21 protein-coding genes are annotated in these 22,620 nt (G+C 46.1%); all 21 read left to right on the top strand.

Translation table 11 applies throughout. The annotated features are described in order from the left end of the window. Positions 1–1,170, top strand: a complete 1,170-nt coding sequence (locus tag NSQ12_RS20060) for a DegT/DnrJ/EryC1/StrS family aminotransferase (protein ID WP_088327205.1) — start codon at positions 1–3, stop codon at positions 1,168–1,170. After that, positions 1,171–2,040: a GNAT family N-acetyltransferase gene (locus NSQ12_RS20055; protein ID WP_003227457.1), complete on the top strand. Its 870-nt coding sequence runs from the start codon at positions 1,171–1,173 to the stop codon at positions 2,038–2,040. It begins immediately after the preceding gene. Continuing rightward, the gene (locus NSQ12_RS20050) at positions 2,040–3,161 is read left to right on the top strand and encodes an N-acetylneuraminate synthase family protein (protein ID WP_088327203.1); all 1,122 of its coding nucleotides are present in this window, start codon (positions 2,040–2,042) and stop codon (positions 3,159–3,161) included. Before NSQ12_RS20055 ends, NSQ12_RS20050 begins: the two co-directional genes overlap by 1 nt. Continuing rightward, positions 3,154–3,876, top strand: a complete 723-nt coding sequence (locus NSQ12_RS20045; protein WP_085185486.1) for a spore coat protein — start codon at positions 3,154–3,156, stop codon at positions 3,874–3,876. Before NSQ12_RS20050 ends, NSQ12_RS20045 begins: the two co-directional genes overlap by 8 nt. A 2-nt stretch (positions 3,877–3,878) precedes the next feature. Next, positions 3,879–4,898, top strand: coding sequence for a PseG/SpsG family protein (locus NSQ12_RS20040; protein WP_080529936.1), 1,020 nt, complete (start codon positions 3,879–3,881; stop codon positions 4,896–4,898). 24 nt (positions 4,899–4,922) lie between these two features. Then, the gene (locus NSQ12_RS20035) at positions 4,923–5,663 is read left to right on the top strand and encodes a sugar phosphate nucleotidyltransferase (protein WP_017696230.1); all 741 of its coding nucleotides are present in this window, start codon (positions 4,923–4,925) and stop codon (positions 5,661–5,663) included. Then, a complete protein-coding gene (gene rfbB / locus NSQ12_RS20030; RefSeq protein ID WP_072173258.1) occupies positions 5,663–6,610 on the top strand; it encodes a dTDP-glucose 4,6-dehydratase in 948 nt (315 codons plus the stop codon). Before NSQ12_RS20035 ends, rfbB begins: the two co-directional genes overlap by 1 nt. A 13-nt stretch (positions 6,611–6,623) precedes the next feature. After that, positions 6,624–7,475, top strand: coding sequence for a dTDP-4-dehydrorhamnose reductase (gene rfbD / locus NSQ12_RS20025; protein ID WP_015250965.1), 852 nt, complete (start codon positions 6,624–6,626; stop codon positions 7,473–7,475). Then, on the top strand, positions 7,468–7,923 hold the full coding sequence (locus tag NSQ12_RS20020) for a dTDP-4-dehydrorhamnose 3,5-epimerase family protein (RefSeq protein WP_014481242.1): 456 nt from the start codon (positions 7,468–7,470) through the stop codon (positions 7,921–7,923). The genes rfbD and NSQ12_RS20020 overlap by 8 nt, the downstream gene beginning before the upstream one ends. A gap of 323 nt (positions 7,924–8,246) precedes the next feature. Further along, positions 8,247–8,711, top strand: coding sequence for a biofilm surface layer hydrophobin BslB (gene bslB / locus NSQ12_RS20015; RefSeq protein WP_003227472.1), 465 nt, complete (start codon positions 8,247–8,249; stop codon positions 8,709–8,711). A gap of 177 nt (positions 8,712–8,888) precedes the next feature. Further along, positions 8,889–10,163 (top strand): glutamate dehydrogenase, encoded by a 1,275-nt coding sequence (gene rocG, locus NSQ12_RS20010; RefSeq protein ID WP_080529933.1) that lies wholly within the window; start codon positions 8,889–8,891, stop codon positions 10,161–10,163. A 226-nt stretch (positions 10,164–10,389) separates the two neighbouring features. Further along, positions 10,390–11,937 carry an L-glutamate gamma-semialdehyde dehydrogenase gene (gene pruA / locus NSQ12_RS20005; protein ID WP_160221888.1) on the top strand — a complete coding sequence of 516 codons (1,548 nt, stop codon included), beginning with the start codon at positions 10,390–10,392 and terminating at the stop codon, positions 11,935–11,937. A gap of 73 nt (positions 11,938–12,010) precedes the next feature. Further along, a complete protein-coding gene (locus NSQ12_RS20000; RefSeq protein ID WP_088467436.1) occupies positions 12,011–13,711 on the top strand; it encodes a M20/M25/M40 family metallo-hydrolase in 1,701 nt (566 codons plus the stop codon). After that, positions 13,711–15,123 (top strand): amino acid permease, encoded by a 1,413-nt coding sequence (locus NSQ12_RS19995; protein WP_172480949.1) that lies wholly within the window; start codon positions 13,711–13,713, stop codon positions 15,121–15,123. Before NSQ12_RS20000 ends, NSQ12_RS19995 begins: the two co-directional genes overlap by 1 nt. A 209-nt stretch (positions 15,124–15,332) precedes the next feature. Further along, positions 15,333–16,571, top strand: a complete 1,239-nt coding sequence (locus tag NSQ12_RS19990) for an MFS transporter (protein ID WP_088467434.1) — start codon at positions 15,333–15,335, stop codon at positions 16,569–16,571. Positions 16,572–16,722: 151 nt separating this feature from the next. Continuing rightward, positions 16,723–17,337 carry a prephenate decarboxylase gene (gene bacA, locus NSQ12_RS19985; RefSeq protein WP_009968341.1) on the top strand — a complete coding sequence of 205 codons (615 nt, stop codon included), beginning with the start codon at positions 16,723–16,725 and terminating at the stop codon, positions 17,335–17,337. Next, positions 17,327–18,034, top strand: a complete 708-nt coding sequence (gene bacB, locus NSQ12_RS19980; RefSeq protein ID WP_003244300.1) for a 3-((4R)-4-hydroxycyclohexa-1,5-dien-1-yl)-2-oxopropanoate isomerase — start codon at positions 17,327–17,329, stop codon at positions 18,032–18,034. Before bacA ends, bacB begins: the two co-directional genes overlap by 11 nt. 2 nt (positions 18,035–18,036) lie before the next feature. Next, positions 18,037–18,798, top strand: coding sequence for a dihydroanticapsin 7-dehydrogenase (bacC, locus tag NSQ12_RS19975; protein WP_120363589.1), 762 nt, complete (start codon positions 18,037–18,039; stop codon positions 18,796–18,798). Between the two features lie 18 nt (positions 18,799–18,816). Further along, positions 18,817–20,235, top strand: coding sequence for an alanine--anticapsin ligase (gene bacD / locus NSQ12_RS19970; protein WP_038429808.1), 1,419 nt, complete (start codon positions 18,817–18,819; stop codon positions 20,233–20,235). Beyond that, positions 20,232–21,416, top strand: coding sequence for a bacilysin exporter BacE (gene bacE / locus NSQ12_RS19965; RefSeq protein WP_339175459.1), 1,185 nt, complete (start codon positions 20,232–20,234; stop codon positions 21,414–21,416). Before bacD ends, bacE begins: the two co-directional genes overlap by 4 nt. Continuing rightward, positions 21,417–22,616, top strand: coding sequence for a transaminase BacF (gene bacF, locus NSQ12_RS19960; RefSeq protein ID WP_338382419.1), 1,200 nt, complete (start codon positions 21,417–21,419; stop codon positions 22,614–22,616). It abuts the gene before it with no gap. Positions 22,617–22,620 lie beyond the last annotated feature (4 nt).

The following is a 22,620-nucleotide window of genomic DNA, read 5'->3' as shown; positions in this document are numbered from 1 at the left end:
ATGGTGCAAAAGAGAAATCATTTTCTCCCTTACTCATTGCCGTTAATCGGTAAGGAAGAAATTCAGGAGGTTACAGAAACGCTTGAATCGGGATGGCTCTCTAAAGGCCCGAAGGTTCAGCAGTTTGAAAAAGAGTTTGCCGCGTTTGTCGGGGTGAAGCACGCCGTGGCGGTAAATTCATGTACCGCAGCTTTATTTTTGGCTTTGAAAGCAAAAGGGATCGGGCCCGGGGACGAGGTCATTACCTCTCCGCTTACGTTCAGCTCGACTGCCAATACGATTATTCATACGGGAGCGACGCCTGTGTTTGCGGATATTGACCAAAACACGCTCAATATTGACCCGGTAAAGCTTGAGGCGGCCGTCACACCGCGAACGAAAGCAGTTGTGCCCGTCCACTTTGGCGGGCAGTCCTGCGATATGGATGCAATATTGGCTATTGCCCAAAATCATGGTTTATTCGTGCTGGAGGATGCGGCACATGCGGTATATACGACTTATAAGCAAAGAATGATCGGTTCTATCGGGGATGCAACGGCATTCAGCTTTTACGCCACCAAAAACCTCGCGACAGGGGAAGGCGGCATGCTGACGACTGATGATGAGGAGCTTGCCGATAAGATCCGGGTGCTAAGCCTTCACGGCATGAGTAAAGCCGCATGGAACCGTTATTCTTCAAATGGCAGCTGGTACTATGAAGTCGAATCGCCCGGCTATAAGATGAATATGTTTGATTTGCAGGCGGCCCTCGGACTTCATCAGCTGAAACGGCTGGATGATATGCAGAAACGGAGAGAAGAGATTGCCGGCCGCTATCAAACCGCTTTTCAGCAGATTCCTGGGCTGATCACGCCGTTTGTCCATGATGACGGCAGGCACGCCTGGCATCTATATGTTCTGCAAGTTGATGAAAAAAAAGCCGGGGTTACGCGCAGCGAAATGATTACGGCTTTAAAGGATAAATACAATATCGGCACTAGCGTTCATTTTATTCCAGTACACATTCATCCGTATTATCAAAAGCAATTTGGATATAAGGAAGCGGACTTTCCGAATGCCATGAATTACTATAAACGAACCCTTTCTCTCCCGCTCTATCCATCAATGTCTGACGACGATGCAGATGATGTCATTGAAGCTGTGCGGGATATCGTAAAAGGGGCTGATTAAGTGTATACGGTAAAAGAAAATGTCTCCAAAGAGGCAATTGAGGAATTTCTCCAAAGCAGAAAGCTTACACTGGATGTTCCGTATCAATTTTCCCTCGGCCTTTTTGAAAACAGCAGGCTCCAAGGTGTATTGCTTTACGAAGATTCTTTGTGGGAAAGCAAGGTGCTTCAGAAGAAAGTCATGAACGTCAAACTTCTTGCGGCAAATAGTACCGGGCAGCTAAAGAGGCTGTTTGAAGCTTTTTATACTGTACGCCAAATGGATGAAACGGATTTTATCTTTGTCCGTGTTCCGGCTGAAGATATCGGAGCCGCGCATGTGATACAGCAGCAGCCATCCTCTTACTTTGTCGGGAGTTTGCTGAAGCTGGCGATGCCTCCGTCTTTTTATGACAAAACACCGCCATTTTTTGAGCTGGGCCCGCCTGAGCCCGGAGACACAGAAGCGATATGTGAGCTGGCCCGAGACTCGTTTACAAAAAGCAGATATTTTCAGGATCCTCATCTCAGCCGCGATGCAGCAAACAAAATATTTCAGGAGTGGACACGAAACAATCTGAATGGAAGGGCGGCGGTCAATATTGTCGCTAAACACAATGGCGAGGTCATCGGCTATCTTCAGGGCTTATCAAGAGATGATGAATGCATTCTCGATTTGATGGCTGTAAAGCCGGGATTTGAAGGAAAACGTATTGCGTTTCATTTATTGGCGAATCTCATAGAACAACCGGAGACCCAGAAGCATAGAACGGTAACAGCGGGGACGCAGCTCCACAATGTAAGGGCGATCCGCCTTTATGAACGAATGGGCTTCACCGCTGAACAATCGTATTACTATTATCATATTTGGCCGGGCAAGGAGGCGAAATAATGGCAGCGTTTCAGATCGCGAATAAAACTGTAGGCAAAGACGCTCCTGTTTTTATTATTGCTGAGGCGGGGATTAATCATGACGGGAAGCTTGATCAGGCTTTTGCGCTGATAGACGCCGCGGCGGAAGCGGGAGCGGATGCCGTGAAATTTCAAATGTTCCAAGCTGATAGGATGTACCAGAAAGATCCTGGTTTGTACAAGACGGCAGCGGGCAAGGACGTCTCTATTTTTTCTTTGGTTCAATCTATGGAAATGCCTGCTGAGTGGATTTCACCATTATTGGATTACTGCCGCGAAAAGCAGGTGATCTTTTTAAGTACGGTATGTGACGAGGGGTCAGCTGATCTGCTTCAGTCTACCTCGCCGAGCGCTTTTAAAATCGCATCCTATGAAATTAACCATCTCCCGCTGCTCAAATATGTCGCCCGGCTGAACAGGCCGATGATTTTCTCGACAGCCGGAGCTGAAATCTCTGATGTTCACGAAGCTTGGCGCACCATCAGGGCAGAGGGAAACAATCAAATTGCCATAATGCATTGTGTGGCGAAATACCCAGCACCGCCGGAGTACAGCAACCTCAGCGTCATTCCGATGCTTGCCGCCGCTTTTCCTGAGGCGGTCATCGGCTTCTCCGATCATAGCGAGCATCCGACAGAAGCGCCGTGTGCCGCGGTTCGGCTCGGAGCAAAACTGATAGAAAAGCATTTTACGATCGATAAAGATCTGCCGGGTGCCGACCACTCGTTTGCATTAAATCCGGATGAATTGAAAGAAATGGTCGATGGCATCAGGAAAACGGAAGCTGAGCTGAAACAGGGGATCACAAAGCCGGTCTCTGAAAAACTGCTTGGCAGTTCATACAAAACAACAACCTCCATCGAAGGAGAAATCAGAAATTTTGCATACAGAGGCATTTTTACAACAGCTCCGATTCAAAAAGGTGAAGCCTTTAGTGAAGACAATACCGCAGTGCTTCGGCCCGGACAAAAGCCGCAGGGGCTGCACCCGAGATTTTTTGAACTGCTGACCAGCGGTGTTCGGGCTGTAAGAGACATTCCAGCCGACACAGGCATTGTCTGGGATGACATTTTACTGAAGGACAGCCCGTTTCATGAATGATATTCTCTTTATCATTCAAGCGAGAATGGGTTCAACAAGGCTTCCGGGAAAAGTGCTTCGGCCGCTCGGATCGAATCGTTTACTTGATATTCTCGTTCACCGTGTCCGGCAAAGCGCGTTTTACCAAAAGGATCGGGATAATCTTGTCATCGCCACGTCTGACAAAGAAACTGACGACATATTAGAGGCGCACTGTATCAAACAAGGCTTTCGTGTTTTCCGCGGGAGCGAAGAACGTGTCCTCGATAGGTTTGTGAAGGTCATAGAAGCTGTTAAACCGTCAGTCATCATCCGGTTAACAGGTGATAATCCGTTTGTCGATCCTGAGCTGCTCGATGTAATGATTCAGGCGCATTTTGATCAAGGCTCGGATTATACGTATATCCTGAATGCCCCATTAGGGATTTGCGGCGAAGTGGTCAACGCCAACCTGTTAATTGACATCAGCCGTATTCAGAATATGGAGGATCAATATCAGGAGCATGTCACGTTATATATAAGGAATCATCCAGCTCTTTATCGTGTTCAGTTTTTAGAGGCGCCGGAACGATTCCGCTCCCCTCAATATCGGCTGACCATTGATACAAAGGAAGACTATGAATCGATAAAGGCCCTCTATCAAAAAGCAGGCGAGCGCCCCGATGTATCCGCCTCAGAGCTTATCACCCTTCTGAACCGGGACCCCGATACGGCAATCGAACGAGAGGCTGAATAGCCATGCATGTTGGGATCTTCGCAGACGGCGGCTATGAAAAGGGAATGGGCCATGTTGTCCGGATGAAGAGACTTGCGGAAGAACTCAAACAGAGCTGCTTGATTACGTTTTACACGAATCAGGAGTCTGAAGCGTTTCTTCATGAAGAGCATTGGCGTGTCATCGTAAAGCCGGAGCTGCAGCAGCACGAATTTATTCTCCGGGAAATAAAAAGCAAGAAGCTTGATTTGCTTTTGTTTGATATTCTAGGCGCGCCTGCAGAGCTGTTAAAGAAAATAAAGACGGAGACAGATGCGAAAATTGTTCTTTTTGAAGAGAAAAACGGTAAATCGATTCAATATAGTGACGCAGTCATTAACGGAATTTACGGTGACATCAGAGGCAGGGTGTACATTCAGGGAAACACACGCATCTATGAAGGCCCGGACTATCTTATTCTTCACCCCGCCTTTCAGGCCGCAAGAGAGGATTACACACTTAAGAAAGACTGCCGCAATATCCTTGTTGCATTAGGAGGAAGTGATCCGAAGCAGCTTATTTTTAAAGTGCTGGCTGCCGCTGATCAAGTCCCCGACATAAAAGACAAAAACATAATGTTTGTGATGGGGAGCGCTTCACCGCATCAAGAGGCAGTCCGAAGGCGGATCGAAAAGAAGCCGCAGTACAAGATGACCGAACAGACAAATGATATGGCAGGTTTGATGAAACAAGCGGACGCAGCCATTGTCGCCGGCGGCATCTCTCTATATGAAGCCATTTGCATCGGCGTGCCGTGCCTTGTTCTTTCTCAGGTTGAGCATCAAACGGCAACAGCAAAAACAATTGCTGGCCAAGGCGCCGCTCTTGATCTTGGTTTGGGTGAGCTTGTACCGGATGAAACACTCATCTATCAGATGTCACGCATTATGAGCAGCTATCCTCTTCGCCTTTCTTTGCACAAGGGAGGAAGGCCGCTCGTGGATGGCAAAGGCATTATACGGGTAACAGCTATTCTTCAAGATTTATATGAACAAGAGATATAAAAATGCATGTAAGGAAGTGTTAATGTGAAAGGTGTTATTTTAGCCGGAGGAAACGGCTCACGCCTTATGCCCTTAACGAAAGCCGTCAACAAGCATTTGCTTCCTGTAGGCCCGTATCCGATGATATACTGGTCGATTATGAAGCTGGAAGAAGCCGGAATAAAAGACATTTTACTCATCAGCCAAAAGGAGCATATGCCGCAATTTTACAAACTGCTTGGGAACGGGGAAGAGCTTGGCGTTACTATCACTTATCAAGTACAGCCGGCAGCATCGGGCATTTCGGATGGGCTGTCTTATGCAAAGCGCTTTACGAAAAAAGAGTCTTTCATTTTATTATTAGGTGATAATATATTTGAAGATTCATTAAAGCCTTATACAGAACGCTTTGAACAGCAGGGGAAAGGAGCAAAAGTGCTTCTGAAAGAAGTTGATGACCCGGAACGTTTCGGGATTGCTGAGATTGATGAGAAAAACAAGCGGATTCGTTCCATCATCGAAAAGCCCGAACAGCCACCGACCAACCTTTGTGTTACCGGCATTTATATGTATGATGCAGAGGTGTTTTCATATATTGAACAAATATCACCATCAAAGCGCGGCGAGCTGGAAATCACCGATGTGAATAATCTATACATCGAAAACAGCCAGCTTACGTATGATGTGTTATCAGGCTGGTGGGTAGATGCCGGAACTCACGAATCGCTTTATCTCGCTTCCCAGCTTGTACACCAGGATTTACGGAAAGGACAGGACGAAAAGTGATGGCAAAATCATATTTAATTACAGGCGGGGCCGGCTTCATCGGGCTCACGTTTACAAAGCTCATGCTGAGGGAAACGGATGCGCGCATTACCGTTTTAGATAAACTGACGTACGCCAGCCACCCGGAGGAAATGGAAAAATTAAAGCAAAACAGCCGTTTTCGCTTTGTAAAAGGGGACATCAGCGTTCAGGAGGATATCGACCGCGCGTTTGACGAGACCTACGATGGCGTCATTCACTTCGCAGCAGAATCGCATGTGGACAGAAGCATTTCCCAAGCGGAGCCGTTTATCACCACAAATGTCATGGGGACATACCGATTGGCGGAAGCGGTCTTGAAAGGAAAAGCCAAGAAGCTGATTCATATTTCAACAGATGAGGTATACGGGGATTTAAAAGCGGATGATCCCGCGTTTACAGAAACGACGCCGCTTTCTCCTAATAACCCATACTCAGCCAGCAAAGCAAGCTCAGATTTGCTCGTGTTGTCTTATGTGAAAACCCACAAGCTTCCCGCCATCATTACTCGATGCAGCAACAATTACGGACCTTATCAGCACAGCGAAAAAATGATTCCGACGATTATCCGTCATGCGAAGCAGGGCCTGCCTGTTCCGCTGTATGGCGATGGACTCCAGATCCGAGACTGGCTGTTTGCGGAGGATCATTGCCGCGCAATCAAACTGATTTTAGAAAAAGGAACCGACGGCGAGGTGTATAACATCGGCGGCGGAAATGAACGCACGAATAAAGAGCTGGCGAGTGCCATTTTGAAGCATCTGGGCTGTGAGGAATTGTTCGCCCACGTGGAAGACCGAAAAGGGCATGACCGGCGCTATGCGATCAATGCATCTAAGCTGAAAAATGAACTGGGCTGGCGGCAGGAAGTGACGTTTGAAGAAGGCATTGCGCGTACGATTCAGTGGTATACAGACAATGACCGATGAGAAGGTGATCTGATTGACAAAGGTATTGGTAACTGGGGCCGGAGGACAGCTTGGCTTGGAACTATGCCGCCAGCTGAAGCAAGCCGGATATGAGGTCATTGCGTTAACAAAGAAGATGATGAACATTGCTGACCAGCGCTCAGTACGGCATTCGTTTGGCCATTATCAGCCGGATATCGTGGTCAATAGCGCCGCGTTTACGTCGGTTGATCAATGCGAGAAAGAGCTTGATAAAGCGTACTTGATTAACGGAATCGGCGCTTATTATACAGCGCTTGAGTCAACCCGCATCGGAGCTCAATATGTTCATATCAGCACGGACTATGTATTCAATGGGAAAGGAACCCAGCCATATAGGGAAGACGATCCCCTCGATCCGAAAACCATTTATGGCAAAAGCAAAAGGCTCGGAGAAGAACTGATACGATTAACGACAAAAGACAGCACGATCATCAGAACATCGTGGGTGTACGGACATGGCGGCAGTAATTTCGTTGAAACCATGCTGAAGCTTGCTGAAACGAAACAAGAGCTTCGGGTTGTCAGCGATCAAATTGGTTCGCCGACTTATACGAAGGATTTAGCAGAAGCGGTCATCAAGCTGTTCAGCCATCCGCCGGGCATCTATCATGTCAGCAATTCAGGCATATGCAGCTGGTATGAGTTTGCGACGGCAATTATGGAAGAAAGCGGGCTGGAAACAGCCATTTTGCCTGTAACGACAGAGGAATACGGGAACAAAACGCCCCGCCCGGCATACTCTGTGCTGAGCCATCGGGCTATTGAAGAAGCCGGCATCCGCCCCCGCCACTGGCGGGAAGCGTTACGAGAGTATTTGCAGGAAAGGAGCAGTGCGTGTGATTGATGGAGTCAAGGTGAAAAAATTGATGAAGCATAGCGATGACAGAGGCTTTTTTGCTGAGCTGGTCCGGGACGATGAGAATCTCCTTGAGCATTTTGGGCAGGCCTCTTGGTCGAAAAGCTATCCGGGTGTGATTAAGGCATTTCATTATCATGAGAAGCAGGATGATCTCTGGTTCTTCCCAACCGGCCACGCTCAGGTTGTCCTATACGATCTTCGAGAGGATTCAAAGACAAAAGGAGAAACGGACGTCTATTATATGGGCGAAGACAACCCGATGCTGTTATTAATCCCAAAAGGGGTGGCTCACGGATATAGAGTGCTGGGAGAGACGCCGCTGACAATTATCTATTTTACCACCATGTCGTATAACCCGGATCAGCCTGATGAAAAAAGAATTCCGTGGAATGATGAGACGATCGGTTTTAACTGGAACACTGAATTCAGATAAAAATAGGAACGTGATCAATCGAAGAGCAGAGGCATCTTCGACTTTTTTTGCCCTTTTTTAAAATAGGATAAAAGATAGAAAATGTCGGGCAGATGTTACTAGAAAAAGAGAGAGAAATCGTCCATTTGAACCTTGTATAAACAGGAAGTAATTCTCATTGAATTCCAAGTGTTAATATTCCTTAAAAAACATTTACTTCCATGGAAAATGATGATAGATTAATTTTTAAGAAAAAGAACTGGTAATTCGCGAATTATGAAAAAGCGCTTTTTCTGCAGAGGACGCTCTGGCCAAATTTCAACAATCAATTAGGGGGAAATGTCATGCTAAAAAGAACTTCATTCGTATCTTCATTATTCATCAGTTCAGCTGTTTTACTATCAATCTTACTTCCTTCGGGCCAAGCTCATGCACAGTCTGCATCAATCGAGGCAAAAACAATTAACAGCACGAAAGAGTGGACCACTTCTGATATTGAAGTGACATATAAACCAAATGCGGTGCTTTCTCTCGGAGCGGTAGAATTTCAATTTCCTGACGGGTTTCATGCTACGACAAGAGATTCAGTGAATGGAAGAACACTGAAAGAAACACAGATTTTAAACGATGGAAAAACAGTCAGACTCCCGCTTACGCTTGATTTGTTAGGCGCATCCGAATTTGACCTTGTCATGGTGCGTAAAACTCTTCCTCGCGCAGGCACTTACACGATTAAAGGCGATGTAGTAAACGGTTTGGGAATCGGCAGTTTTTATGCTGAAACGCAGCTGGTGATTGATCCCCGTTAATCGATAGATTTGTAGTCAGAGACTGAGATGTTTTCAGTCTCTTTTTTTTGTGGATTCAAAAGCTGGTACGGATCTTGCATGATGATAAGGGTGAATCCGATGCAGAAAGGAATTGGCGGGCTGATTTTTTAAAGCGCTTACATTAAAGCCGGCCAAAAAAACAATGAGGTGAAAAAGATGTCAGCAAAGCAAGTCTCGAAAGATGAAGAAAAAGAAGCTCTTAACTTATTTCTGTCTACCCAAACAATCATTAAGGAAGCCCTTCGGAAGCTGGGTTATCCGGGAGATATGTATGAACTCATGAAAGAGCCGCAGAGAATGCTCACTGTCCGCATTCCGGTCAAAATGGACAATGGGAACGTCAAAGTGTTCACAGGCTACCGGTCACAGCACAATGATGCTGTCGGTCCGACAAAGGGGGGCGTTCGCTTCCATCCAGAAGTTAATGAAGAGGAAGTAAAGGCATTATCCATTTGGATGACGCTCAAATGCGGGATTGCCAATCTTCCTTACGGCGGCGGGAAGGGCGGTATAATTTGTGATCCGCGGACAATGTCATTTGGGGAACTGGAAAGGCTGAGCAGGGGGTATGTCCGTGCCATCAGCCAGATCGTCGGTCCGACAAAGGATATTCCAGCTCCCGATGTGTACACCAATTCGCAGATTATGGCGTGGATGATGGATGAGTACAGCCGGCTGCGGGAATTCGATTCTCCGGGCTTTATTACAGGTAAACCGCTTGTTTTGGGAGGATCGCAAGGACGGGAAACAGCGACGGCACAGGGCGTCACGATTTGTATTGAAGAGGCGGTGAAGAAAAAAGGGATCAAGCTGCAAAACGCGCGCATCATCATACAGGGCTTTGGAAACGCGGGTAGCTTCCTGGCCAAATTCATGCACGATGCGGGCGCGAAGGTGATCGGGATTTCTGATGCCAATGGCGGGCTCTACAACCCAGACGGCCTTGATATTCCTTATTTGCTCGATAAACGGGACAGCTTCGGTATGGTCACCAATTTATTTACTGACGTCATCACAAATGAGGAGCTGCTTGAAAAGGATTGCGATATTTTAGTGCCTGCCGCGATCTCCAATCAAATCACAGCCAAAAACGCACATAACATTCAGGCGTCAATCGTCGTTGAAGCGGCGAACGGCCCGACAACCATTGATGCCACTAAGATCCTGAATGAAAGAGGCGTGCTGCTTGTGCCGGATATCCTGGCGAGTGCCGGCGGCGTCACGGTTTCTTATTTTGAATGGGTGCAAAACAACCAAGGATATTATTGGTCGGAAGAAGAGGTTGCAGAAAAATTGAGAAACGTCATGGTCAGCTCGTTCGAAACAATTTATCAGACAGCGGCAACACATAAAGTGGATATGCGTTTGGCGGCTTACATGACGGGCATCAGAAAATCGGCAGAAGCATCGCGATTCCGCGGATGGGTCTAATTTGAGAAGCCTCCGCAAAATAATTTTGCATTTGTTTTTTGCCTAAAGAGCAAAAATCGCAAAATAAATTTGCGTTCAAGATCGGAAATAGAGAAAGATGATCACCTGTTAGACAAATTTCTGTTCGATTCAACAAGTTTTTTCAGCAAAAGACAAGAAAATGGCATGATTCTTGCATTTTTATTCATATGCGAAGATATATTTCATAACACGAGGGGGACTACATATGACAGTCACATACGCGCACGAACCATTTACCGATTTTACGGAAGCAAAGAATAAAACTGCATTTGGGGGGTCATTGGCCTTTGTAAACACTCAGCTCGGCAAGCATTATCCGCTTGTCATAAATGGAGAAAAAATTGAAACGGACCGCAAAATCATTTCTATTAACCCGGCAAATAAAGAAGAGATCATTGGGTACGCGTCTACAGCGGATCAAGAGCTTGCTGAAAAAGCAATGCAAGCCGCATTGCAGGCATTTGATTCCTGGAAAAAACAAAGACCGGAGCACCGCGCGAATATTCTCTTTAAGGCAGCGGCTATTTTGCGCAGAAGAAAGCATGAATTTTCAAGCTATCTTGTGAAGGAAGCGGGAAAACCGTGGAAGGAAGCAGATGCGGACACGGCTGAAGCGATAGACTTTTTAGAGTTCTATGCGCGCCAAATGTTAAAGCTCAAGGAAGGGGCTCCGGTGAAGAGCCGTGCTGGCGAGTTCAATCAATATCATTACGAAGCGCTTGGCGTCGGCATCGTCATTTCTCCATTTAACTTCCCGCTCGCGATTATGGCGGGAACAGCGGCGGCAGCGATTGTGACAGGAAATACGATTCTCTTAAAACCGGCTGACGCAGCCCCGGTAGTGGCAGCAAAATTTGTCGAGGTCATGGAGGAAGCGGGTCTGCCAAACGGCGTTCTGAATTACATTCCGGGAGATGGAGCGGAGATCGGTGATTTCTTAGTTGAGCATCCGAAGACACGGTTTGTCTCATTTACAGGTTCCCGTGCAGTCGGCTGCCGGATTTATGAGCGAGCCGCCAAAGTGCAGCCGGGCCAAAAATGGCTCAAACGGGTAATTGCTGAGATGGGCGGAAAAGACACAGTGCTTGTTGACAAGGACGCCGATCTTGACCTTGCTGCATCCTCTATCGTGTATTCAGCATTTGGATATTCAGGACAGAAGTGTTCTGCGGGCTCCCGCGCGGTCATTCATCAGGATGTGTATGATGAAGTGGTGGAAAAAGCTGTGGCGCTGACCAAAACGCTGACTGTCGGCAATCCAGAAGATCCTGATACGTATATGGGTCCCGTGATTCATGAAGCATCCTACAACAAAGTGATGAAATACATTGAAATCGGCAAATCTGAAGGCAAGCTATTGGCCGGCGGAGAAGGCGATGATTCAAAAGGCTACTTTATTCAGCCGACGATCTTTGCAGATGTTGATGAAAACGCCCGCTTGATGCAGGAAGAAATTTTCGGCCCGGTTGTTGCGATTTGCAAAGCGCGTGATTTCGATCATATGCTGGAGATTGCCAATAACACGGAATACGGATTAACAGGTGCGCTTCTGACGAAAAACCGTGCGCACATTGAACGGGCGCGCGAGGATTTCCATGTCGGAAACCTATATTTTAACAGAGGATGTACCGGAGCAATTGTCGGCTATCAGCCGTTCGGCGGTTTTAATATGTCAGGAACAGACTCAAAAGCAGGCGGTCCCGATTACTTAATTCTTCATATGCAAGCCAAAACAACGTCCGAAGCTTTTTGATTTGAGAGAAATAAAATCGTGCGATTCTTTAGCGGATCGCACGATTTCAACTTTTTGATCAGGAGGACAATTTATGCAGTATACAAAAATCAGTCACATGAATCCGGCTGAAAGAGTGGAGGCGCTGACAGCATCTCTGGTCAGCCTCAGCAGCGTGAACGGCACCGTTGGAGAAGGGACAAAAGCAGATTTCATCAAAGAAGTGATCACGAGCTATCCTTATTTTCAGGAAAACCCCAGTCATGTGTGGGAACAGGCCATTCCCAATGACCCATACAAACGCAAAAATATTTTTGCGTTTATTAAAGGACATGGAGAAAGCCGAAATACAGTCATTTACCATGCCCATCTGGATACAGTTGGAATTGAAGATTTCGGCCCTTTAAAGGATATCGCTTTTGATTGTGAGAAATTGGCCGAGTATTTCAGCCGCTATGAGTTCGATCAGGATGTTCAGCGGGATGCCAAATCAGGCGATTGGATGTTCGGAAGAGGATCTGTTGATATGCAAAGCGGCATCGCCGTGCATTTAGCCAATCTCCTGCATTTTTCGGAGAACCTTGAGACGTTGCCGGGAAATGTATTGTTTATGGCCAATCCCGATGAGGAGAGCCAGCATTCGGGCATTCTCGCCAGCATTTCAGAGCTGAACCGGTTAAAAAAAGAAAAACAGCTTCACTATTTGGCTGCTATTAATACGGATTTTATTACCCCGCTTTACGATGGTGATCAGACAAGATATATCTATACCGGAGCCGCGGGAAAACTGCTGCCTTGCTTTTACATTTACGGGCGTGAAGTCCATGTTGGCGATACACTGGCAGGGATTGACCCAAATTTCATTTCATCTGAAATCACAAGCCGTCTCCACAATAACATCCATCTGGCAGAAAAGGTTGAAGGGGAGTTGGTTCTGCCACCATCCTGTTTGTATCAGCGTGATAACAAGGAATCCTATAATGTGCAAACGGCTGTCAGCACCAGCTTGTATTTCAATTGTTTTATTTATGAAAGAACAGCAAAAGAGATGATGGATTTGCTTTTTGAAGTCACTGAGGAAGCATGCCGGGAAACAGAACGAAAATTATCAGATTATTATGAAGAATATGCAAAAAGAGCCAACCTGCCAAAGAAACATTTATCATGGGACATTCAAGTGTATAGCCTGGAGCAATACTTAGAAAAGCTGAGAAACCGGGGGATAGATCCCGAGCAGTGTATCGAGCAGACATTCAAAGCCAACGAGCACCTTGAACTTCGCATGAGATGCTTTCAGGCAATCGAAGAGCTTCAAAAGCTTGACCCCGATCAAGGCGCAAAAGTCATTCTATTTTACGCACCTCCTTACCTGCCGCATAACTATTTGAAAGAAGATAGCGCAAGAGATCAGCTTTTGCAGCATGTGATAAAAGAAGCGGCTGACAAAACCGCTGAATCGACAGGCGAAACATTTGTCTTCAAAAAGTTTTTCCCCTACTTGGCAGACGGCAGTTTTTTATCACTGCACGAAACCGATGGCGAAATTGATTCTTTTATCAGGAACTTCCCTGGGTGGAATATGATTGGGACCATTCCGTTCAAAGACATACGCAAGCTGAATATTCCATCCATTAATATGGGCGTGTACGGAAAAGACGGCCATAAATGGACAGAACGAGTCTATAAACCGTACACATTTCATGTATTGCCTCTCCTCATACAGCAAACCACCGTTCACCTTTTGCAAAGCTACCGGATGACCATCACGGCAAAAGAACCAAAGGGGGAAGGATGATGCAGAATCATAAAAATGAATTGCAGCGCAGCATGAAAAGCAGGCATTTGTTTATGATTGCTTTGGGAGGGGTGATTGGCACTGGGCTGTTTCTAGGCTCTGGCTTTACCATTAGCCAGGCGGGACCGCTCGGCGCCATTGCCGCGTATATCATCGGCGGATTTTTAATGTATCTCGTCATGCTTTGTTTAGGAGAATTGGCTGTTGCCATGCCGGTGGCCGGATCGTTTCAGGCCTACGCCACTAAATTTCTGGGACCGTCGACAGGCTTTATGATTGGCTGGCTGTATTGGTTCAGCTGGGCGAATACAGTGGGGTTAGAGCTGACGTCAGCAGGCATTTTGATGCAAAGGTGGCTGCCCTCCGTTCCGATCTGGATATGGTGCCTCGTGTTCGGCATCGTCATCTTTTTGATTAATGCGCTCTCTGTCAGAAGCTTTGCAGAAATGGAATTTTGGTTTTCAAGCATCAAAGTGGCGGCGATCATATTATTTATTGTGATTGGCGGAGCCGCTGTGTTTGGCTTGATTGACTTTAAAGGCGGACAGGAGACACCCTTTTTGTCTAACTTTATGACTGATAGAGGACTTTTCCCTAATGGGGTGCTGGCCGTTATGTTTACGCTGGTCATGGTGAACTTCTCGTTCCAGGGAACGGAGCTTGTCGGCATTGCGGCAGGGGAAAGTGAAAGCCCGGAAAAAACACTGCCAAAGTCCATTCGAAATGTCATTTGGCGCACGCTGTTTTTCTTTGTGCTCGCTATGTTCGTCTTGGTTGCCATCCTTCCGTACAAAACGGCGGGGGTGATTGAAAGCCCATTTGTAGCGGTACTCGATCAAATCGGCATCCCATTTTCGGCAGATATCATGAACTTTGTCATCTTAACAGCCATTTTATCTGTTGCTAATTCGGGGTTGTATGCGGCGTCACGTATGATGTGGTCACTTTCATCAAATCAAATGGGTCCATCCTTTCTCACCAGACTGACAAAAAAAGGCGTGCCGATGAATGCCCTGCTGATTACGCTAGGCATTTCAGGCTGTTCGCTGCTGACAAGTGTCATGGCCGCAGAAACAGTGTATTTATGGTGTATCTCAATCTCGGGCATGGTGACAGTTGTCGCGTGGATGTCCATTTGTGCGTCGCAATTTTTCTTTCGCAGACGTTTCCTTGCTGAAGGCGGAAATGTGAATGATCTGGAGTTCAGAACGCCGCTTTATCCGCTAGTCCCGATTCTCGGATTTTGTTTATATGGAGCCGTGTTGATCAGCCTTATTTTCATTCCGGATCAAAGAATTGGCTTATACTGCGGTGTGCCGATCATTATTTTCTGTTATGCATACTATCATCTAAGCATCAAAAAGCGTATAAATCATGAACCGATTGAAAAAAAGCAGACAGAGGCGCAATAGAAAAAGCTCTCCGGGAGGCCGGAGAGCTTTTTTTACGTGGTACATCCTCATGTATTTTTAGAATGAAATATAGAAATATATAATGGGATTTAAATGAAAATAATAAAACTTATAAATATTTCGTTCGAATTGTAAATAGAGAAAAAACAATGCTAAACTATAATACAACTTTATGATAAGAAGATTATGGAAGAGGTGTTTGAGAAAGAATGAACAGCAATCAAAACAATGACATCAAAACAAAACATCATTTTCCGTTATTGTTGGCACTGGCTTTAACGATGGGGGTATTTGCGGCTGGATCTGAAGAGCTTGTAATCTCACCGCTGCTGCCGGATTTAGCAAAAGCCTTCAGCTCAGATGTCAGCGTCCTTGCATTATCTATCAGTATTTACGGCGTTATGATTTTTATCGGTGCGCCGCTTTTGGTTCCATTAGGCGATAAATACTCCAGAGAACTGAGTTTATTGGCCGGGCTTATGATCTTTATCATAGGAACGGTGATATGCGCTTTGGCTCAAAATATTTTTTTCTTCTTTTTAGGCCGGGCGCTTTCGGGATTGGCTGCGGGAGCGTTTGTTCCGACCGCATACGCAGTTGTCGGTGATCGTGTTCCTTATACATACCGGGGCAAGGTGATGGGACTGATCGTTTCAAGCTGGTCGCTGGCGCTGATTTTCGGAGTGCCGCTCGGATCATTTATCGGCGGCGTCCTGCATTGGAGATGGACGTTTTGGATTTTCGCCCTGATGGGCGTTTTAGTTGTCCTGCTGATTCTCCTTGAAATGCGCCGCCATGCCCAACATAAAAACAGCGGCAAGAAAGAAATAGAAGAGCCGGCAGGAACATTCCGGGATGCGCTGAAAGTCCCTCGTGTACCTGTTTATATCACGATAACCTTTTGTAATATGATTGGTTTTTACGGTATGTATTCCTTTTTAGGCACCTATCTTCAGGACGTTTTTACCGGAGGAAACACGGCTGCGGGCTTATTTATCATGATTTATGGAATCGGGTTTTCCATGAGTGTGATTACAGGAAAGATAGCCGACCGCATCGGAAAAATGCGCTCCCTTTTGATTGCGCTGGGGGTCATCAGCGTTCTGCTGGCGTGTTTACCATATGCGCCGGCGTCTATGTTTCTGTTAATCGCCAGCCTATTTATTTGGGGATTAATGCAAAGTTTGACGGTGACGCTGCTCAGCACCATTTTGAGTGACTGCTCAGAGCGTCATCGCGGAAAAGTCATGGTGTTTTACAGCCTCGCCTCGAATCTGGCCGTGACATTAGGTTCTGCTTTAATGGGACCCGTATATGTGGCATACGGCTATGCAGCTGTCGGATTGATTTGCGCCGCCATCACAGTCCTCGGATTTGTGCTCAGTGTATTCGCATATAAAAAGTACGGCAAACTTGAGCAGAAGGCCGATCAGTCCTTATCTCAATAAACAAAGTTTCTAAATTCCTATAATTAAAAACCCTTTTTAAAGGGTTTTTTTGTTTGTATGGGAATAATTATCAATATTTTCAAAAAACATTGACAGTTCAATTGCCGCTGGATAAAATTTACTTAAAATTTTAAAAGATTGGTTGGTGCTCATGATTATATTGGATAATAGCATTCAGACAAAAAAAAGAACTGATTCACTATCCAAACTCATTACAGTCAACACGCTCGGCCCTGAGGGGACAAGCAGTGAGTACGCAGCAAAGCATTTCATTTCCAATTTTACTCTTCTACAAGGGCTGAACAGTAAATTGTCCTTGCATGATACTTTTGAATCATGCATCGAAAGGACGCTCCAAAGCCCGCTGGAATATACCATCGTCCCACATGCTTACGATGGCATTAAGCATTTCTACATGAGGCCGGATTTGCAGCTATTGCAGATCTTCAGGTGCGATACACCGATGTACGGCCTGGCTGTTCGTCCTGATTTTGAATTCAGAGACGATATGCTTGATACATCTGTTATTGTTTCACATCCTTCACCTATTAATTTAATAAAATATTTTACCCGCAAAGATGTTCGTTTCAAACTAGTCAATTCAACCAGTCAAGCCGCAAGAAAAGTAAAAGAAGGTTTGTATGACATTGCCTTAACCAATGAGCTTGCACGGCAAAAGTACGGGCTAACCTTTGTAAAAACATTCAAAAGCATTCCAATGAGCTGGTCATTATTTGGAAAAGGAGACGTTGATGATGAAAACTAAAGAAGATATGCAGGAGCTTTATTTCCCGACACCGAAATTAATTGAATGGGAAAACGGAGTGAGGCAGTATTCAACCGTACGAGGGGATACTGAAGTATTAATGTCTTACGTCCCGCCGCATACCAATGTTGAACCCCATCAGCATAAGGAGGTCCAAATCGGCATGGTCGTTTCTGGCGAGCTGATGATGACTGTCGGAGATGTGACAAGAAAAATGACAGCCTTGGAATCTGCCTATATCGCGCCGCCGCATGTGCCTCACGGGGCAAGAAACGACACAGACCAAGAAGTGATTGCTATTGATATCAAGCGGCTGAAAGCTGATGAAACATATACAAGCCCTGAGGACTACTTTTTGGATATTTTCAAAACAAGAGACCTGCTGCCGGGCATGGAAGTCACGTTCTTTGTTGAGGATTGGGTAGAAATTATGCTTGCCAAAATCCCTGGAAATGGCGGAGAAATGCCTTTCCATAAACATCGGAATGAACAAATAGGCATCTGCATTGGCGGCGGCTATGACATGACGGTCGAAGGCTGCACAGTCGAGATGAAATTCGGCACAGCCTATTTCTGTGAGCCTCGCGAAGATCATGGTGCCATCAACCGTTCAGAAAAAGAATCAAAATCGATTAATATCTTCTTCCCGCCGCGCTACAACAGAGCAAAAGCAAAAAAAATGAAGGCGGATGAATGATCATGAACCTCACCGATAAAACCGTCCTCATAACAGGAGGCGCATCAGGCATTGGTTATGCTGCGGTTCAGGCTTTTTTGGGCCAGCAGGCCAATGTGGTTGTGGCGGATATTGATGAAGCGCAGGGAGAAGCAATGGTACGAAAAGAAAATAATGACAGGCTGCACTTTGTGCAAACGGACATCACAGACGAAGCTGCCTGCCAGCACGCAGTTGAATCGGCGGTTCATACATTTGGCGGGCTCGATGTCTTGATTAATAATGCAGGCATCGAAATCGTGGCGCCTATTCACGAGATGGAGCTCAGAGATTGGAACAAGGTGCTGCAAGTCAATTTGACCGGCATGTTTTTAATGAGCAAACATGCACTCAAGCATATGCTGGCCGCCGGCAAGGGCAACATTATTAATACGTGCTCTGTCGGCGGACTCGTGGCATGGCCTGATATTCCTGCCTATAACGCCACCAAAGGCGGGGTTTTGCAGCTGACTAAATCAATGGCTGTTGATTATGCGAAGCATCAAATTCGCGTGAACTGCGTATGCCCAGGGATCATCGACACACCGCTGAATGAAAAATCATTCCTTGAAAATAATGAAGGCACACTTGAAGAGATCAAAAAAGAAAAGGCGAAGGTAAATCCGCTGCTGAGGCTTGGGAAACCTGAAGAAATAGCAAACGTGATGCTGTTTTTAGCCTCGGATTTATCAAGCTATATGACCGGAAGCGCCATCACCGCAGACGGAGGATACACCGCACAATAGAGAAGGAGTGTTTTACATATGGAGAGAAAAACAGTATTGGTCATCGCTGATCTTGGAGGCTGCCCGCCGCACATGTTTTATAAAAGCGCTGCTGAAAAATATAACCTGGTCAGCTTTATTCCAAGACCTTTTGCAATTACAGCCTCCCATGCAGCATTGATTGAAAAATACTCGGTCGCGGTCATAAAAGATAAAGACTATTTTAAGAGTTTAGCTGATTTTGAGCATCCTGATTCCATTTATTGGGCGCATGAGGATCATGACAAGCCTGAGGAAGAGGTCGTCGAGCAAATCGTCAAGGTTGCCGAAATGTTTGGGGCGGATGCCATCACAACAAACAATGAATTATTCATTGCTCCGATGGCGAAAGCCTGTGAACGTCTGGGCCTGAGAGGTGCCGGCGTGCAGGCAGCCGAAAATGCCAGAGATAAAAATAAAATGAGGGACGCTTTTAATAAGGCCGGAGTCAAATCGATCAAAAACAAACGAGTCACAACTCTCGAAGATTTCCGTGCTGCTCTTGAAGAGATCGGCACACCTCTTATCTTAAAGCCTACATACTTAGCGAGTTCAATCGGTGTAACGCTGATTACGGACACTGAGACGGCAGAAGATGAATTTAACAGAGTCAATGACTATTTGAAATCAATTAACGTGCCAAAGGCGGTTACGTTTGAAGCGCCGTTTATCGCTGAAGAATTTTTACAGGGTGAGTACGGAGACTGGTATCAAACAGAAGGGTACTCCGACTATATCAGTATAGAAGGCATCATGGCTGACGGTGAGTATTTCCCGATCGCCATTCATGATAAAACGCCGCAAATCGGGTTTACAGAGACATCCCACATAACGCCATCCATTCTGGATGAAGAGGCAAAAAAGAAAATTGTCGAAGCTGCCAAAAAGGCAAATGAAGGGCTTGGCCTGCAAAATTGCGCAACACATACAGAGATCAAGCTAATGAAAAACAGAGAACCGGGTTTAATTGAATCGGCAGCCAGATTCGCCGGCTGGAATATGATCCCCAATATTAAAAAGGTCTTTGGCCTTGATATGGCGCAATTATTATTAGATGTCCTCTGTTTCGGAAAAGACGCCGATCTGCCGGACGGATTATTGGATCAAGAGCCTTATTATGTTGCCGACTGCCATTTGTACCCGCAGCATTTCAAACAAAATGGCCAGATTCCAGAAACTGCTGAGGATTTGGTCATTGAAGCGATCGATATTCCGGACGGGCTTTTAAAAGGGGATACTGAAATCGTTTCTTTTTCGGCCGCAGCACCAGGCACTTCAGTTGATTTGACATTGTTTGAAGCTTTCAATTCCATTGCTGCATTTGAACTGAAAGGCAGTAATTCACAGGATGTGGCTGAATCAATCAGACAAATTCAGCAGCATGCGAAGCTGACGGCAAAGTATGTGCTGCCAGTATGAAACCGCTGAAACCCAACTCTAAATACTTGCTTTACGGGCAGGCGCTATCGTTCATGGGAGACTATTGTGTTCTCCCTGCCCTGCTCATTTTGTCTACATATTATCACGATTATTGGGTGACGTCCGGGGTCATCGTGGTCAGAAGCATTCCGATGGTGTTTCAGCCGTTTTTGGGGGTTCTGGTCGACCGGTTAGACAGAATTAAGATCATGCTGTGGACGGATATCATCAGAGGCATCATCTTTTTGGGGCTCACATTTCTTCCAAAAGGCGAGTATCCGCTGATTTTTCTGGCCCTGCTGTTTATTTCTTATGGAAGCGGCGTGTTTTTTAATCCCGCCCGTCTCGCTGTCATGTCGTCCTTGGAATCAGATATTAAAAGCATCAACACGTTATTTGCAAAAGCGACAACCATTTCCATTATCGTCGGGGCGGCTGCCGGAGGGCTCTTTCTGTTAGGCGGATCTGTAGAGCTGGCTGTTGCCTTTAACGGTGTGACATACCTGGTTTCGGCATTTTTTATCAGCCGTATCAAGCTGCAATTTGTGCCGATTCAATCTGAAAACATAAAAGAGGCCTTTCAGTCTTTTAAGGAAGGGCTCAAGGAAATCAAAACCAATGTTTTTGTATTAAACGCCATGTTTACGATGATTACAATGGCTTTGCTGTGGGGAGTTGTGTACAGCTATTTTCCGATTGTCAGCCGCTTTCTGGGTGACGGGGAAATCGGCAACTTTATTCTCACGTTCTGCATCGGCTTCGGCGGCTTTATCGGAGCGGCGCTTGTCAGCAAATGGGGCTTTAACAACAATAGAGGCCTGACGTACTTTACCGTTTTATCCATTGTCTCGCTGGCGCTGTTTTTATTCACACCGATATTCGCTGTTTCTGTCATCGCGGCGATCCTCTTTTTCATCGCGATGGAATACGGGGAAGTGCTTGCAAAAGTGAAGGTTCAGGAAAATGCGGCAAACCAGATTCAAGGGCGCATTTTTTCAGTGGCCGAAGCGTCTATCGGATTATGCATTTCTATTGGTTCAATGTTCATTAACATCCTAAGCGCTCCGGTCATTATGGGGCTGATTGTCGTGATCGTATGCGGTTTGTTTTTGCATACGAAGCTCGTCAACAAATCGTTTTTGGAACGGGATAACAAAACGGAGCAAAAAGGAGTCTTTTAGATGGAAATAACACCGTCCGATGTCATCAAGACACTTCCAAGGCAGGAGTTTTCTCTCGTTTTTCAAAAGGTAAAGGAAATGGAAAAAACGGGAGCCCATATCATTAATCTCGGACAGGGGAACCCTGACCTTCCCACTCCGCCGCATATTGTCGAGGCTTTGCGGGAGGCTTCTCTGAATCCTTCGTTTCATGGATACGGCCCTTTCAGGGGCTATCCTTTTTTAAAGGAAGCGATCGCCGCGTTCTATAAAAGGGAATACGGAGTGACAATCAATCCTGAAACGGAAGTCGCGCTTTTCGGAGGCGGGAAAGCCGGATTGTATGTGCTGACACAATGCCTGCTCAATCCGGGAGACATCGCTTTAGTCCCGAATCCAGGCTATCCTGAATATTTATCAGGGATTACGATGGCGCGAGCTGAGCTTTACGAAATGCCGCTGTATGAAGAAAATGGCTATCTGCCGGATTTTGAAAAGATTGATCCAGCCGTGCTGGAAAAAGCGAAGCTTATGTTTTTAAACTATCCGAACAACCCCACTGGAGCTGTGGCTGATGCGGCTTTTTATGCAAAAGCTGCTGCTTTTGCGAAAGAGCATAACATCCATTTGATTCATGATTTTGCATACGGGGCGTTTGAATTCGATCAAAAACCGGCCAGCTTTCTTGAGGCAGAGGATGCCAAAACTGTCGGAGCAGAGCTTTATTCATTTTCAAAAACATTTAACATGGCCGGCTGGAGAATGGCGTTTGCGGTTGGGAACGAAAAAATCATTCAGGCCGTCAATGAATTTCAGGATCATGTATTTGTCGGCATGTTCGGCGGGCTGCAGCAGGCAGCGAGTGCGGCGCTTTCTGGAGATCCGGAGCATACGGAATCGTTGAAACGAATTTATAAGGAACGAATTGACTTTTTTACGGCGCTTTGTGAAAAGGAACTGGGCTGGAAGATGGAAAAGCCAAAAGGAACCTTTTACGTATGGGCTGAAATTCCGAATACGTTTGAGACATCTCACCAATTTTCCGATTACTTGCTGGAGCATGCCCATGTCGTAGTCACACCGGGCGAAATTTTTGGAAGCAACGGAAAAAGGCATGTCAGAATCTCCATGGTGTCGAAGCAGGAGGATCTGAGGGAATTTGTCATGCGGATTCAAAAGCTGAACCTGCCGTTCGGGTCATTACAAGAAACATCCCGCTAAAAAG

Origin of the sequence: Bacillus sp. PS95 (assembly GCF_037963565.1) — a bacterium.
GTDB classification, from domain to species: Bacteria; Bacillota; Bacilli; order Bacillales; family Bacillaceae; genus Bacillus; species Bacillus subtilis.
Note: the sequence above shows the minus strand (reverse complement) of the source record. Positions and strands in the feature narration are given on the sequence as shown.

Excerpts from the sequence above, each read along its gene's own strand:
- NSQ12_RS19995 (WP_172480949.1), top strand. The coding sequence starts at position 13,711 with ATGCAGAATCATAAAAATGAATTGCAGCGCAGCATGAAAAGCAGGCAT.
- NSQ12_RS20050 (WP_088327203.1), top strand. The coding sequence starts at position 2,040 with ATGGCAGCGTTTCAGATCGCGAATAAAACTGTAGGCAAAGACGCTCCT.
- pruA (WP_160221888.1), top strand. The coding sequence starts at position 10,390 with ATGACAGTCACATACGCGCACGAACCATTTACCGATTTTACGGAAGCA.
- bacB (WP_003244300.1), top strand. The coding sequence starts at position 17,327 with ATGAAAACTAAAGAAGATATGCAGGAGCTTTATTTCCCGACACCGAAA.
- bacE (WP_339175459.1), top strand. The coding sequence starts at position 20,232 with ATGAAACCGCTGAAACCCAACTCTAAATACTTGCTTTACGGGCAGGCG.
- bacD (WP_038429808.1), top strand. The coding sequence starts at position 18,817 with ATGGAGAGAAAAACAGTATTGGTCATCGCTGATCTTGGAGGCTGCCCG.
- NSQ12_RS20045 (WP_085185486.1), top strand. The coding sequence starts at position 3,154 with ATGAATGATATTCTCTTTATCATTCAAGCGAGAATGGGTTCAACAAGG.
- bacC (WP_120363589.1), top strand. The coding sequence starts at position 18,037 with ATGAACCTCACCGATAAAACCGTCCTCATAACAGGAGGCGCATCAGGC.
- bslB (WP_003227472.1), top strand. The coding sequence starts at position 8,247 with ATGCTAAAAAGAACTTCATTCGTATCTTCATTATTCATCAGTTCAGCT.
- bacF (WP_338382419.1), top strand. The coding sequence starts at position 21,417 with ATGGAAATAACACCGTCCGATGTCATCAAGACACTTCCAAGGCAGGAG.
- NSQ12_RS19990 (WP_088467434.1), top strand. The coding sequence starts at position 15,333 with ATGAACAGCAATCAAAACAATGACATCAAAACAAAACATCATTTTCCG.
- NSQ12_RS20000 (WP_088467436.1), top strand. The coding sequence starts at position 12,011 with ATGCAGTATACAAAAATCAGTCACATGAATCCGGCTGAAAGAGTGGAG.
- bacA (WP_009968341.1), top strand. The coding sequence starts at position 16,723 with ATGATTATATTGGATAATAGCATTCAGACAAAAAAAAGAACTGATTCA.
- rfbB (WP_072173258.1), top strand. The coding sequence starts at position 5,663 with ATGGCAAAATCATATTTAATTACAGGCGGGGCCGGCTTCATCGGGCTC.
- NSQ12_RS20040 (WP_080529936.1), top strand. The coding sequence starts at position 3,879 with ATGCATGTTGGGATCTTCGCAGACGGCGGCTATGAAAAGGGAATGGGC.
- NSQ12_RS20060 (WP_088327205.1), top strand. The coding sequence starts at position 1 with ATGGTGCAAAAGAGAAATCATTTTCTCCCTTACTCATTGCCGTTAATC.
- rocG (WP_080529933.1), top strand. The coding sequence starts at position 8,889 with ATGTCAGCAAAGCAAGTCTCGAAAGATGAAGAAAAAGAAGCTCTTAAC.